We start from the raw sequence: 13,894 nt of genomic DNA on the forward strand, positions 1-13,894 counted from the left end.
GAGAGAAATCTGAACAATTTACCCCATTCTCTGCCCGCGGATCGTCATATTGCTGGTTTGCGCCAGTGACATCCCTCGAGTCTCCGGGGCAAACGCTACGGAAATCAACAAGCCAAACAGCGAGATACCCGCCTCCATTAGCATCGTGTTACTGATACCGTAATTATTGATAAAGATCGGCAGTGCCCAGGTCGAAACAATGGTGCCAATACGGCTTAAGGACATAATCACGCCCACGGCAGAGGCGCGGATATCTGTCGGGAAGAGTTCATTAGGATAGAGCCACTGCAAATTACCCGGCCCGCCAGAGAAAAAGGCATACACCGCAAAGGCCATCACTACCAGCCAGATCCCCATATCCGGGATCAGCCCCAAAACCGCCAGCGCCAGCGTCATCATGGCAAAGCTGCCAATCAACAATGGACGCCGTCCGGCAGTGTTTAACCACAGCATCGGCGGAATACAGCCGAGCATAAAGAACAGGCTAATCACCACGTTCCCCAGCGCCGCGTTTTTGCCAACACCCAATCCCAACAAACCAACGATTTGCGGGCCAAAGGTGTAAATGGCGAACATTGGGATCACCTGGCAGGTCCAGATGGCGGCAACAAACAGAACAAAAGGAAAATGGCGGCGATTAAACAGATCGCGAAAACGGGTTTGCTACGGCTGCTCTTCATCGAAAGCCACCGGTTCGCCAAACAGTTTTATCATCATCTCTTCGCACTCTTTTACTCGCCCTTTGCGTAATAACCAGCGGGGAGATTCAGGCAGTTCGAATCGACCAATCAAAATCAACAAACAGGGGATCGCCGCGCTACCCAGCATCCAGCGCCAGCCGCCTTCCACATCATAAAGCCAGTAGCCGACCAGATCGGCGCAGGTCGCGCCGACATACCACATGGCGGCGATAAAGCTGATGGAAAATGCCCGCTGACGGGTACTGGAGAACTCGGTGATCATTGAGGTGGCGATGGGATAATCTGCACCGATGACAATGCCGATAAGTACCCGCATCACCAACAGTTCGACGGGGGATGAAACAAACATCGTCGCCACCGATATCACGCCGATGGCGATGATATCAATGAGGAACATTTTGCGCCGTCCTACTTTATCGGAAATATAGCCAAACAGCGATGTGCCAACGAACAGCCCGGCGAGCGTTCCCGCGCCCAACAAGCCAATCCAGTCAGCGTCCAGTTTTAGCGCCGGAGTCAGTTGCTCCAGCGCCACGCCAATCATTACCAGTACATAACCATCCAGAAACGGACCACCGCTTCCCCACAGCAAAATGCGGCGGTGAATTGAGGAGAATTTGAGATCGTCAAAGTTTCTGGACGGTTGCATGGGTTATTCCTGTTTTTTTGCAATGAGAGTCAGTACGGCGTTACGTATCAAACCAACATCAGCCGTAACGGAACTCCACACCAAAGGTGCCGCGCGGGTATTCCCACTGTTCCAGCGCCGACCCCAGCCCCAGAATGCGACAGGTGCCGCACTCCAGACATCCGGCGTAATCGAAGCGCACACTGCCGTCATCCTGCTTCTTGTACAGACCTGCGGGGCACGCTTTCACCAGCAGCTCCAGGGCCTGTTTATCGGCATCGGCCTTCACAACAATGTGCGGATGCTCTTCATCGACATTGAATTTATTGACGCCCAGTTTGACGTCCACATTGACGGGAGAAGTCATAAAACGGTCACTCCTTTCATGCCATCCTTGATCAGATTGATGAAGCCCACTTTCTTGCCGTGGCGGAGGATTTTCTTGCGCATCAGTTCCGGCGCACTGCCGTCAATGGTGAACAGGTCACGCGCCACGCCCACCGCCAGTTCCGGGTAGCCGCTAAACATGCGTGGGTTATCAAGGAAGGCCGGTAGTTTCTGGTACATACGCATATCGCGCAGCGGGCCACTCTCAAGATGCTGACGATATTCCGCCAGTTTTTGCTTACTGAAATCGTCGCTTTTCATCGCTGAAAGCACGGTTTTTGCTGCGGCTTCCCCGGCGGCAATCGCCAGATCCATACCGCGAATGGTAAAACCGAGGTTCATACACATTCCGGCGGCATCACCGGCAATCAATACGCCGTCACCAACCAACTCCGGCAGCATGTTGATGCCTGCTTCCGGCACTACGTGAGCGGAATATTCCACCAGCTTGCCGCCCGCGATCAGCGGTGCCACTGCCGGATGCTGTTTGAAATCTTCCAGCATTTGCGGCACCGATTTTTTTGCGTCATGCAGATGATGCAGACCACAAACCAGCCCCAGCGACAGGGTATTTTCATTGGTATAAAGGAAGCCGCCGCCCATCAGGCCATCGGTGGGTGATCCCGCAAACAGACAAGCCGCGCCCTGATTACCCTGCAACTGAAAACGGTCTTCGATTACCGACTTCGGTAACTCGATCAGTTCCTTCACGCCAACCGCCACATCCGTCGGTTTAACGCGTTTTGCCATCCCCAGCTTTTCGGCAAGGATGGAGTTCACTCCATCAGCAAGGATCACCGTTTTCGCTTCAATCACATCGCCATCGGCTTCTACACCGACGACTTTGCCATCGCGCTGTACGAGGTTATCGACGCGGATCCCGGTAATTAACTGCGCGCCCGCTTCTTCGGCCTGCTCCATCAGCCAGGCATCAAATTTACTGCGCAAAACGGAGTAAGAACGCTGGGATGGCGAGGTTTCGTCACCGTTGCAGTAGTCCATAGTCATCGCTGACTTTTCCGTCATAAACGCGAGTTTTTCATGGGTGATCAGGCGTTCTACCGGGGCGGATTCGGCGAAACCAGGAATAATGTGTTCCAGGCTGTGGGCATAGAGACGCCCGCCGGTGACGTTCTTGGCACCTGCGGAATTGCCACGCTCGATAACTAACACTTGCGCCCCTTCGCGGGCGAGCACCAGTGCGGCAACCGAACCGGCAAGCCCAGCACCGACGATGATGGCGTCAAAGATATCTTCGGACATAAGAGCTCCCTGTCAGCGGCAGGGCCAAAATGCAGCCCTGCCAGAGTGGATCAACGCGCTAAAGCTGCGGTCAGCGCCGGAAGGATCTTCACGGCGTCACCAACAATGCCGTAATCCGCGTACTGGAAGATCGGCGCATTTTTATCTTTATTGATGGCGAAAATGGTTTGCGATGCATTAGCACCAACCATGTGCTGGATCTGCCCGGAGATCCCCACCGCCAGGTACAGTTCAGGTTTCAGCATCAGGTTGGAGATACCGACATAGCGTTCGTGCTCCATCCATTTTTCGTTTTCCGCCACCGGACGAGAACAGGCCAACTCCGCACCTATCGCCTTGCAAAGCTGTTCTGCCAGCGCAATGTTCTCTTTGCTGCCAATACCGCGACCGACGCTGACCACCAGACGGGCTTTGTCGAGATCGACGCTGTTGCTCTGGCGCGCCTGGGTTGCCGTGCGGGTAATCGCCACAGCCGGAGCCTGCCACTCCACGGTGTGCGTTTCGCCAGTGCGTGACGCGTCTGGCTGAGCCGCATCGAACGTGCCGCTGCTGATGGTCAGTACCGCATACGGCGTGGCAATGCGTTCTTCGCCAATCGCCAGACCACCGTAAACCATATGTTTCACTGTTGCTTTACCGTCCTGTACGCTGACGGTGCTGGCATCGTTAGACACCGCCGCTTTAAGGCGATAACCCAGTTTTGCCGCCAGTAATTTGCCGCGACGGGTGTTTGGCAGCAGCACCAGGCCGTCTGCGCCGTGCTGGCGAATAGTGTCAGCCATGACACCGGCGTAATCTTCGATCATCCGATCGTCCGGTTTGCCGTTTAATTTCCAGACATGATTAGCGCCGAGCTGGATTGCCTGTGCGCCGTCGGCATCATTGAGGACAAAGGTGTTGATTTGATTAGCTAAAGCCTGCGCACCGTTCATCAGTTCCGGCAGACGAGAAGGGGTATCGCTGAATACCCAGACTTGAGAAAACGTGTTCATAGCATCCCCTGTAATTAAATGACTTTGCGAAGATTTTCAGCAAATGCGGCGATCTGTTCTTCGCCGTCGCCTTCAATCACGATGCGCTGACGTTCGCGCTGTTTCGGCGCGGCAACCTGTTGTTCTGACCAGGCTGCCTCTGCGTTAAAACCAATATCCGCCGCCGACCATACCTGGACGGGCTTTTTCGCCGCGCCGAGAATGGCTTTCATCGAAGGAATTTGTGGGGAATTGATATCAGTGGAAACAGCAACAACCGCAGGCAGCGGAATGCTTAAGGTTTCGGTTTCATCTTCCAGTTCGCGCTCAACGGTGAGGGTATCTGCCGTCAGGGAGATAATTTTGCTGACGCCGTTAACTGCCGGAATATTGAGGATTTCGCCCACCAGCAGACCAACCTGCTGGGCATAAAGGTCGGAAGAACCATCGCCACAGAGGATCAAATCAAAGCCTGCTTTCTGGGCGGCTGCAGCCAGTGCGCTCGCCGTTTGTTGCGGCAGTGCCTGCTCGAACTGGTCATCAATCACCACAATCAGTTCATCCGGGCCGCGCGATAGTACATCTTTACGCCCTTTGGCGTTGGTCAGGGCTTTACCGCCCACACTTAAGGCCGTCACCTGCGCCTCTGCTGCCTGTTGCTTTAGCTGGCAAGCCGCTTCAATAGCGTTCAGATCGTATTGGCTTATTTTGGCATCGGCTTTGCTGAAGTCTAATGAACCATCAGCATTATTGACCGCAATATCCTGTTCATCAGGCACGCACTTATAGCAAGTAATAATCTTCATTGCATCTCCAGAAATCATGAAGGAAACGTCGTTCATATCGGTGGTGTTAATTACAGATATCACGCCCTTTAATTTGGAAATAAAACTTTAATCACCAATATTGAAAATGTCACACGCAGATAAATCCAACTTTCAATATTGTTAAGTTCCTCACCAATATTGAAAACATGGCGTAGAAAAAAGAAATTTTCAATATTGCTTTATGGATCACCAATATTGAAAGTCAGATGCTATTTTTTTACTCACAACACAACATAACAAACTGATTAATAATCAAAATTAACGAGAAAAGCGCCCTCTATTCACCCGAAAAAAATGTGATAACAATCACAGAATGCAGCTTATTGAATACCCATTATGAGTTAGCCATTAACGCGTCCACGAGGTTAATAATAATTATATCAAATGTTAACAAAAATAAAACAAACGGGAACGCAAAATAAATATTCGTTTTCACAGTGGAATTAACTCATGAAGAATGAAAAGAGAAAAACGGGAATAGAACCGAAGGTTTTCTTTCCGCCGTTAATAATCGTCGGCATACTTTGTTGGCTTACAGTCAGAGATCTGGATGCAGCGAATGTCGTTATTAATGCTGTATTCAGTTACGTCACCAATGTATGGGGATGGGCATTTGAATGGTATATGGTGGTGATGCTTTTCGGTTGGTTCTGGCTGGTGTTTGGCCCGTATGCCAAAAAGCGTTTAGGTAACGAACCACCTGAATTTAGTACCGCCAGTTGGATCTTTATGATGTTCGCCTCCTGTACGTCTGCTGCCGTACTGTTCTGGGGATCGATTGAGATCTACTACTACATCTCCACCCCGCCGTTTGGCTTAGAACCGAACTCGACAGGGGCGAAAGAGTTGGGGCTGGCTTACAGCTTGTTCCACTGGGGACCTCTGCCGTGGGCCACTTACAGCTTCCTTTCAGTCGCCTTCGCTTACTTCTTCTTTGTCCGCAAAATGGAAGTGATTCGCCCCAGCTCGACACTGGTGCCGCTGGTAGGTGAAAAACACGCCAAAGGGTTGTTCGGCACTATCGTCGACAACTTCTATCTCGTCGCCTTGATCTTCGCGATGGGTACCAGTCTGGGCCTTGCCACGCCGCTGGTGACCGAGTGTATGCAATGGTTGTTTGGCATTCCGCATACCCTGCAACTGGACGCTATCATCATTACCTGCTGGATTATCCTCAACGCCATTTGCGTCGCTTGCGGTCTGCAAAAAGGGGTACGTATCGCCAGTGACGTGCGTAGTTACCTGAGCTTCCTGATGCTGGGTTGGGTGTTCATTGTCAGCGGTGCCAGCTTCATCATGAACTACTTCACCGATTCGGTGGGGATGTTGCTGATGTATCTGCCGCGCATGTTGTTCTATACCGATCCCATCGCTAAAGGCGGCTTCCCGCAGGGCTGGACCGTGTTCTACTGGGCATGGTGGGTGATTTATGCTATCCAGATGAGTATCTTCCTCGCCCGCATCTCCCGTGGTCGTACTGTGCGTGAACTGTGCTTCGGCATGGTGCTGGGGCTGACAGCGTCAACCTGGATCCTGTGGACTGTACTCGGTAGTAACACTCTGCTGTTGATAGATAAAAACATCATCAACATTCCAAATCTGATCGAACAGTACGGTGTGGCGCGCGCCATCATTGAAACCTGGGCCGCTCTGCCACTCAGCACCGCCACCATGTGGGGCTTCTTCATCCTCTGCTTTATTGCCACCGTTACGCTGGTTAACGCCTGCTCTTATACCCTGGCGATGTCCACTTGCCGCGAAGTACGCGATGGTGAAGAACCACCTCTGCTGGTGCGTATCGGTTGGTCAATTCTGGTTGGCATTATCGGTATTGTTCTGCTGGCGCTCGGCGGCCTGAAACCGATTCAAACCGCCATTATCGCCGGAGGATGCCCGCTGTTCTTCGTCAACATTATGGTGACGCTCTCCTTTATTAAAGACGCGAAACAGAACTGGAAAGATTAATTAACCCCCAAAATATCAAGAGGTTGAAAGATGGATTTTAATTTAAATGATGAGCAGGAACTGTTTGTCGCCGGTATCCGCGAACTGATGGCCAGCGAAAACTGGGAGGCCTATTTTGCCGAGTGCGACCGTGACAGCGTCTACCCGGAACGTTTTGTCAAAGCACTGGCGGATATGGGTATCGACAGTCTGCTGATCCCTGAAGAGCACGGTGGTCTGGACGCGGGGTTTGTTACTCTCGCCGCCGTGTGGATGGAGCTGGGACGTCTGGGGGCACCAACCTATGTGCTGTACCAGTTGCCGGGCGGGTTCAACACCTTCCTGCGCGAAGGCACACAAGAGCAGATCGACAAAATTATGGCTTTCCGCGGCACCGGTAAGCAGATGTGGAACTCAGCGATTACCGAACCGGGCGCGGGCTCCGACGTGGGTAGCCTGAAAACGACTTATACCCGTAGAAATGGTAAGATTTATCTTAATGGTAGTAAGTGTTTTATTACCAGCAGCGCCTACACCCCGTACATCGTGGTGATGGCGCGCGACGGGGCTTCTCCGGACAAACCTGTCTACACCGAATGGTTTGTTGATATGAGCAAACCGGGCATCAAAGTGACCAAACTTGAAAAGCTCGGTCTGCGTATGGATAGCTGCTGTGAAATCACCTTTGACGACGTGGAACTGGACGAGAAAGACATGTTCGGTCGGGAAGGTAACGGCTTTAACCGCGTCAAAGAAGAGTTCGACCATGAACGTTTCCTGGTAGCCCTCACCAACTACGGTACGGCGATGTGCGCTTTTGAAGATGCGGCGCGCTACGCCAATCAGCGCGTGCAGTTTGGCGAGGCTATTGGTCGTTTCCAGTTGATTCAGGAAAAATTCGCCCACATGGCGATCAAATTAAACTCCATGAAAAACATGCTGTATGAAGCAGCGTGGAAAGCAGACAACGGCACCATCACCTCTGGCGATGCAGCGATGTGCAAATACTTCTGCGCCAATGCGGCATTTGAAGTTGTGGATAGCGCAATGCAGGTGCTGGGCGGTGTCGGGATTGCGGGCAACCACCGCATCAGCCGCTTCTGGCGTGATCTGCGTGTAGACCGCGTCTCCGGGGGATCTGACGAAATGCAGATCCTGACGCTGGGTCGCGCGGTGCTGAAGCAATACCGCTAAGTCCGTGCGCTGCCTGATGCGACGCTAATGCGTCTTATCAGGCCTACGGGAGCACGAATGTAGGCCGGATAAAGCGTTTACGCCGCATCCGGCAGTCATGCGCTACATAAATTTTTCAGGAGCTAATAATGGATCATCTACCCATGCCGAAATTCGGGCCGTTGGCCGGATTGCGCGTTGTCTTCTCCGGTATCGAAATCGCCGGGCCGTTCGCCGGGCAAATGTTCGCAGAATGGGGTGCGGAAGTTATCTGGATCGAGAACGTCGCCTAGGCCGACACCATTCGCGTTCAACCGAACTACCCGCAGCTCTCCCGCCGCAATTTGCACGCGCTGTCGTTAAATATTTTCAAAGATGAAGGCCGCGAAGCGTTTCTGAAATTAATGGAAACCACCGATATCTTCATCGAAGCCAGCAAAGGTCCGGCCTTTGCCCGTCGTGGCATTACCGATGAAGTACTGTGGCAGCACAACCCGAAACTGGTTATCGCTCACCTGTCCGGTTTTGGTCAGTACGGCACCGAGGAGTACACCAATCTTCCGGCCTATAACACCATCGCCCAGGCCTTCAGTGGTTACCTGATTCAGAACGGTGATGTTGACCAGCCAATGCCTGCCTTCCCGTATACCGCCGATTACTTTTCTGGCCTGACCGCCACCACGGCGGCGCTGGCAGCACTGCATAAAGTGCGTGAAACCGGTAAAGGCGAAAGTATCGACATCGCCATGTATGAAGTGATGCTGCGTATGGGCCAGTACTTCATGATGGATTACTTCAACGGCGGCGAAATGTGCCCGCGCATGAGCAAAGGTAAAGATCCCTACTACGCCGGTTGCGGTCTGTATAAATGCGCCGACGGCTACATCGTGATGGAACTGGTGGGCATTACCCAAATTGAAGAGTGCTTTAAAGATATTGGCCTCGCACATCTACTCGGTACGCCGGAAATCCCGGAAGGCACTCAGCTTATCCACCGTATCGAATGCCCTTACGGCCCACTGGTAGAAGAAAAACTCGATGCCTGGCTGGCGGCACATACCATCGCAGAAGTTAAAGAACGCTTTGCCGAACTGAATATCGCCTGTGCCAAAGTACTGACCGTACCGGAACTGGAAAGCAATCCACAGTATGTTGCCCGTGAATCAATCACTCAGTGGCAAACGATGGATGGTCGCACCTGCAAAGGGCCGAACATCATGCCGAAATTCAAAAATAACCCCGGACAAATCTGGCGCGGAATGCCCTCACATGGCATGGACACGGCTGCCATTTTGAAAAATATCGGCTACAGCGAAAACGACATTCAGGAGTTGGTCAGCAAAGGTCTGGCCAAAGTTGAGGACTAAACGCGTGGCGTCAGTCGGCTTGCCTGACTAGCGCCCGCCCAATAACAAACGAACAAAAATGGATAGAGGTGCAATGGATATCATTGGCGGACAACATCTACGTCAAATGTGGGACGATCTGGCGGACGTTTACGGTCATAAAACGGCGCTGATTTGTGAATCCAGCGGCGGAGTCGTTAACCGGTATAGTTATCTTGAGTTAAATCAGGAGATTAACCGCACGACAAACCTGTTTTATACGCTGGGGATTCGCAAAGGCGACAAGGTTGCTCTACATCTCGACAACTGCCCGGAATTTATCTTTTGCTGGTTCGGGCTGGCAAAAATTGGCGCGATTATGGTGCCGATTAACGCCCGCCTGTTGCGCGAGGAAAGCGCGTGGATCCTGCAAAATAGCCAGGCGTGCCTGCTGGTGACCAGTGCGCAATTCTATCCTATGTATCAACAGATTCAGCAGGAAGATGCCACTCAATTGCGGCACATTTGCCTGACAGATGTGGCACTTCCCGCTGATGATGGCGTGAGTTCGTTTACTCAACTGAAAAATCAACAACCTGCCACCTTGTGCTATGCACCGCCGCTATCGACTGACGATACGGCGGAAATTCTCTTCACCTCCGGCACCACCTCCCGACCGAAAGGTGTGGTGATTACCCATTACAACCTGCGCTTCGCTGGATATTACTCCGCCTGGCAGTGTGCACTGCGTGACGATGACGTCTACCTGACGGTAATGCCTGCGTTTCATATCGATTGCCAGTGTACTGCGGCGATGGCGGCGTTTTCTGCCGGGGCCACCTTTGTGCTGGTCGAGAAATACAGCGCCCGCGCCTTCTGGGGACAGGTACAGAAGTACCGCGCCACCGTTACCGAATGTATTCCGATGATGATCCGTACCTTGATGGCGCAGCCGCCTTCAGCGAACGATCGGCAACACCGCCTGCGGGAAGTGATGTTTTATCTCAACTTGTCGGAGCAGGAAAAAGATGCGTTTTGTGAACGCTTCGGCGTTCGCTTGCTGACGTCTTATGGGATGACGGAAACCATTGTGGGCATTATCGGCGATCGCCCTGGCGATAAACGACGCTGGCCGTCGATTGGTCGGGCGGGGTTTTGCTACGAAGCGGAGATCCGCGACGATCACAATCGCCCGCTCCCGGCAGGTGAGATCGGTGAAATCTGTATTAAAGGCGTACCAGGGAAAACCATCTTCAAAGAGTATTTTCTCAACCCGAAAGCCACTGCGAAAGTGCTGGAAGCCGACGGCTGGCTACATACCGGCGATACCGGATACTGCGACGAAGAGGGCTTTTTTTATTTCGTCGATCGCCGCTGCAATATGATCAAACGCGGTGGCGAGAATGTCTCCTGCGTGGAGCTGGAAAATATCATCGCCACCCATCCAAAAATTCAGGATATCGTGGTTGTGGGTATTAAAGATTCGATTCGCGATGAAGCCATCAAAGCATTTGTGGTGCTGAATGAAGGTGAAACATTGAGCGAAGAGGAATTTTTCCGCTTCTGCGAACAAAATATGGCGAAATTTAAAGTGCCCTCTTATCTGGAGATCAGAAAAGATCTGCCACGTAATTGCTCGGGGAAAATAATTAGAAAGAATCTGAAATAAATGAAACAGCAGGGAACTACCCTGCCAACTAATAATCACGCTATAAAACAATATGCATTTTTTGCAGGGATGTTGTCGTCCCTGAAAAAGCAAAAATGGAGAAAAGGAATGAGTGAATCATTACATCTGACCCGCAATGGATCAATTCTGGAAATTACCCTTGATCGTCCAAAAGCGAATGCTATTGATGCAAAAACCAGCTTTGAAATGGGCGAAGTATTTCTAAATTTCCGTGACGATCCGCAATTACGTGTCGCCATTATTACCGGTGCCGGAGAGAAGTTCTTTTCCGCGGGCTGGGATTTAAAAGCGGCAGCAGAAGGCGAAGCACCGGATGCTGACTTTGGCCCGGGTGGATTTGCGGGATTAACCGAAATTTTCAATCTCGACAAACCGGTTATCGCAGCTGTGAACGGCTATGCCTTTGGCGGCGGTTTCGAACTGGCGCTGGCGGCAGATTTTATTGTTTGTGCCGATAACGCCAGCTTCGCCCTGCCGGAAGCCAAGCTGGGCATCGTTCCTGACAGCGGCGGCGTGCTGCGTCTACCGAAGATCCTGCCGCCTGCCATCGTCAATGAAATGGTGATGACCGGCAGACGAATGGGCGCAGAAGAGGCGCTGCGTTGGGGGATAGTCAACCGCGTGGTTAGCCAGGCGGAACTGATGGATAACGCCCGCGAACTGGCGCAGCAGCTGGTTAACAGCGCCCCGCTGGCGATTGCGGCGCTGAAAGAGATCTTCCGCACCACCAGCGAAATGCCGGTAGAAGAAGCGTATCGCTATATTCGCAGCGGCGTGTTGAAACACTATCCGTCGGTTCTGCATTCGGAGGATGCCATTGAAGGGCCGCTGGCGTTTGCCGAGAAGCGCGATCCGGTGTGGAAAGGACGTTAACAACCGTGAGCTATTACGCCTTTGAGGGGTTAATTCCGGTGGTTCACCCGACGGCGTTTGTCCATCCCAGTGCCGTCTTGATTGGCGATGTGATTGTGGGAGCCGGTGTCTACATCGGCCCACTCGCCTCACTGCGTGGTGACTACGGGCGGTTGATCGTGCAAGCGGGAGCCAATATTCAGGATGGCTGCATTATGCATGGCTACTGCGACACTGACACCATCGTTGGGGAAAACGGCCATATCGGGCACGGAGCGATCCTGCATGGTTGTGTGATTGGTCGCGATGCATTGGTCGGGATGAACAGCGTGATTATGGATGGCGCGGTCATTGGCGAAGAGAGCATTGTTGCCGCCATGAGCTTTGTCAAAGCAGGCTTTCACGGCGAGAAACGCCAGTTGTTGATGGGTACGCCAGCCCGCGCTGTACGCAGTGTTAGTGACGACGAGTTACACTGGAAACGGTTGAATACCAAAGAGTATCAGGATCTTGTCGGGCGCTGTCATGCATCGTTACATGAAACACAGCCACTGAGGCAAATGGAGGAAAATCGCCCCCGTTTGCAGGGGACGACGGATGTGACGCCTAAACGGTGATCTTGCCGGATGCGGCGTAAACGCCTTATCCAACTCTGCTGGAGAGCAACCGTAGGCCGGATAAGATGCGCCAGCATCGCATCCGGCGATAGCTGTCGGATGCGGCATAAACGCCTTATCCAACCCGGCTGGAGAGCAACCGTAGGCTGGATAAGATGCGCCAGCATTGCATCCAGCAACCAGGCTGCGTGGTATCAACGAAATGACATTAACGACGCATACTCTTTGACAACATCATCTGCCACTTCTGCTCGCGGTTAAGTTCCGTGAGCGGAACGGCAGGAATACGCGGCGTCTTTCTTACGCCGACTAATTTATCCCGGCTGTTATTGCGCAGGCGCGCGTAAATTTGCTCATCGATATCGACCACTTTTACCAGTCGCTGGCACTGGCATCCCCGTCCTTCCAGCTTATTAGGGATCATCTTAACTGCGCAGCTTATTTCTGCGACTTCCGACAGAATATAAGTCAGGGTATTAACCGCCTTGCTGTGTTCAATATCGAAATGAATAGAGATCTCTCTTGCTATCACCCACCGATTTTCAGCCATCATCCATTCGGCGATTAACAAGTAGAGTGGTTTTTCAACATATCCTTCACACATACGAACTCCAGTTTCACAAATTAAAAGTCTGGCTATGACTCGTTTTGAAGCAATTAAACAAGGCCATATTAAAATTGTGGATATATCGATAGTATGCAACTTCACCGTCGATAAGTGTGGTGATGCTGCCAACTTACTGATTTAGTGTATGATGGTGTTTTTGAGGTGCTCCAGTGGCTTCTGTTTCTATCAGCTGTCCCTCCTGTTCAGCTACTGACGGGGTGGTGCGTAACGGCAAAAGCACTGCCGGACATCAGCGCTATCTCTGCTCTCACTGCCGTAAAACATGGCAACTGCAGTTCACTTACACCGCTTCTCAACCCGGTACGCACCAGAAAATCATTGATATGGCCATGAATGGCGTTGGATGCCGGGCAACTGCACGCATTATGGGCGTTGGCCTCAACACGATTTTACGTCACTTAAAAAACTCAGGCCGCAGTCGGTAACCTCGCGCATACAGCCGGGCAGTGACGTCATCGTCTGCGCGGAAATGGACGAACAGTGGGGCTATGTCGGGGCTAAATCGCGCCAGCGCTGGCTGTTTTACGCGTATGACAGTCTCCGGAAGACGGTTGTTGCGCACGTATTCGGTGAACGCACTATGGCGACGCTGGGGCGTCTTATGAGCCTGCTGTCACCCTTTGACGTGGTGATATGGATGACGGATGGCTGGCCGCTGTATGAATCCCGCCTGAAGGGAAAGCTGCACGTAATCAGCAAGCGATATACGCAGCGAATTGAGCGGCATAACCTGAATCTGAGGCAGCACCTGGCACGGCTGGGACGGAAGTCGCTGTCGTTCTCAAAATCGGTGGAGCTGCATGACAAAGTCATCGGGCATTATCTGAACATAAAACACTATCAATAAGTTGGAGTCATTACCGATAAGTGTGAGCTAAATCCTGCTTA

General features: G+C 52.2%; 11 protein-coding genes and 2 pseudogenes. 7 read left to right on the forward strand and 6 right to left on the reverse strand.

Annotated elements, in window-relative coordinates; genetic code table 11:
- Positions 1-18: 18 nt before the first annotated feature.
- The 5 genes and pseudogenes from C1P89_RS15410 to C1P89_RS15430 all read right to left on the reverse strand — a co-directional run bounded on the left by C1P89_RS15410 (position 19) and on the right by C1P89_RS15430 (position 4,756).
- Positions 19-1,350 (reverse strand): annotated as a pseudogene (locus tag C1P89_RS15410) (MFS transporter).
- Positions 1,351-1,408: 58 nt separating this feature from the next.
- Complete coding sequence (fixX, locus tag C1P89_RS15415; protein ID WP_000203741.1) at positions 1,409-1,696, reverse strand: ferredoxin-like protein FixX; 288 nt, start codon at positions 1,694-1,696, stop codon at positions 1,409-1,411.
- Positions 1,693-2,979 carry an FAD-dependent oxidoreductase gene (locus tag C1P89_RS15420; RefSeq protein WP_001287739.1) on the reverse strand — a complete coding sequence of 429 codons (1,287 nt, stop codon included), beginning with the start codon at positions 2,977-2,979 and terminating at the stop codon, positions 1,693-1,695. The genes fixX and C1P89_RS15420 overlap by 4 nt, the downstream gene beginning before the upstream one ends.
- A 50-nt stretch (positions 2,980-3,029) precedes the next feature.
- Positions 3,030-3,971, reverse strand: coding sequence for an electron transfer flavoprotein subunit alpha/FixB family protein (locus C1P89_RS15425; RefSeq protein WP_001091499.1), 942 nt, complete (start codon positions 3,969-3,971; stop codon positions 3,030-3,032).
- A gap of 14 nt (positions 3,972-3,985) precedes the next feature.
- A complete protein-coding gene (locus tag C1P89_RS15430; protein WP_000692204.1) occupies positions 3,986-4,756 on the reverse strand; it encodes an electron transfer flavoprotein FixA in 771 nt (256 codons plus the stop codon).
- Between the two features lie 471 nt (positions 4,757-5,227).
- On the opposite strand from C1P89_RS15430, the gene caiT reads away from it, so the two are divergent.
- The 6 genes and pseudogenes from caiT to caiE all read left to right on the forward strand — a co-directional run bounded on the left by caiT (position 5,228) and on the right by caiE (position 12,378).
- On the forward strand, positions 5,228-6,742 hold the full coding sequence (caiT, locus tag C1P89_RS15435; protein WP_000787103.1) for an L-carnitine/gamma-butyrobetaine antiporter: 1,515 nt from the start codon (positions 5,228-5,230) through the stop codon (positions 6,740-6,742).
- Positions 6,743-6,772: 30 nt separating this feature from the next.
- Positions 6,773-7,915, forward strand: coding sequence for a crotonobetainyl-CoA dehydrogenase (caiA, locus tag C1P89_RS15440; RefSeq protein ID WP_000347117.1), 1,143 nt, complete (start codon positions 6,773-6,775; stop codon positions 7,913-7,915).
- Between the two features lie 128 nt (positions 7,916-8,043).
- Positions 8,044-9,261 (forward strand): annotated as a pseudogene (caiB, locus tag C1P89_RS15445) (L-carnitine CoA-transferase).
- Positions 9,262-9,334: 73 nt separating this feature from the next.
- Positions 9,335-10,888, forward strand: coding sequence for a crotonobetaine/carnitine-CoA ligase (caiC, locus tag C1P89_RS15450; protein WP_005139240.1), 1,554 nt, complete (start codon positions 9,335-9,337; stop codon positions 10,886-10,888).
- 108 nt (positions 10,889-10,996) lie between these two features.
- Entirely contained in the window at positions 10,997-11,782 is a 786-nt protein-coding gene (gene caiD / locus C1P89_RS15455) for a crotonobetainyl-CoA hydratase (protein ID WP_000004397.1), read from the forward strand.
- Positions 11,783-11,787: 5 nt separating this feature from the next.
- Positions 11,788-12,378, forward strand: a complete 591-nt coding sequence (gene caiE, locus C1P89_RS15460; protein WP_000122876.1) for a carnitine operon protein CaiE — start codon at positions 11,788-11,790, stop codon at positions 12,376-12,378.
- Positions 12,379-12,586: 208 nt separating this feature from the next.
- On the opposite strand, the gene caiF is transcribed toward caiE, so the two are convergent.
- Positions 12,587-12,982 carry a carnitine metabolism transcriptional regulator CaiF gene (gene caiF, locus C1P89_RS15465; protein WP_000333118.1) on the reverse strand — a complete coding sequence of 132 codons (396 nt, stop codon included), beginning with the start codon at positions 12,980-12,982 and terminating at the stop codon, positions 12,587-12,589.
- 173 nt (positions 12,983-13,155) lie between these two features.
- Between caiF and C1P89_RS15470 the strand changes: the two genes are divergently transcribed.
- Positions 13,156-13,853, forward strand: a protein-coding gene (locus tag C1P89_RS15470; protein WP_094096600.1) for an IS1-like element IS1A family transposase whose coding sequence is annotated in 2 segments (ribosomal slippage) — positions 13,156-13,405 and positions 13,405-13,853 — 699 coding nt in all. Because the reading frame shifts where the segments join, the coding sequence is not laid out codon by codon here.
- The last annotated feature ends 41 nt before the right edge of the window (positions 13,854-13,894 follow it).

This window comes from Shigella sonnei (genome assembly GCF_002950395.1).
GTDB lineage: Bacteria > Pseudomonadota > Gammaproteobacteria > Enterobacterales > Enterobacteriaceae > ECMA0423.

What these genes read in the sequence shown, in the direction of transcription:
- caiF (WP_000333118.1), bottom strand. Translation starts at nt 12,982, where the DNA reads ATGTGTGAAGGATATGTTGAAAAACCACTCTACTTGTTAATCGCCGAA.
- C1P89_RS15430 (WP_000692204.1), bottom strand. Translation starts at nt 4,756, where the DNA reads ATGAAGATTATTACTTGCTATAAGTGCGTGCCTGATGAACAGGATATT.
- C1P89_RS15425 (WP_001091499.1), bottom strand. Translation starts at nt 3,971, where the DNA reads ATGAACACGTTTTCTCAAGTCTGGGTATTCAGCGATACCCCTTCTCGT.
- caiA (WP_000347117.1), top strand. Translation starts at nt 6,773, where the DNA reads ATGGATTTTAATTTAAATGATGAGCAGGAACTGTTTGTCGCCGGTATC.
- caiD (WP_000004397.1), top strand. Translation starts at nt 10,997, where the DNA reads ATGAGTGAATCATTACATCTGACCCGCAATGGATCAATTCTGGAAATT.
- fixX (WP_000203741.1), bottom strand. Translation starts at nt 1,696, where the DNA reads ATGACTTCTCCCGTCAATGTGGACGTCAAACTGGGCGTCAATAAATTC.
- C1P89_RS15420 (WP_001287739.1), bottom strand. Translation starts at nt 2,979, where the DNA reads ATGTCCGAAGATATCTTTGACGCCATCATCGTCGGTGCTGGGCTTGCC.
- caiT (WP_000787103.1), top strand. Translation starts at nt 5,228, where the DNA reads ATGAAGAATGAAAAGAGAAAAACGGGAATAGAACCGAAGGTTTTCTTT.
- caiC (WP_005139240.1), top strand. Translation starts at nt 9,335, where the DNA reads ATGGATATCATTGGCGGACAACATCTACGTCAAATGTGGGACGATCTG.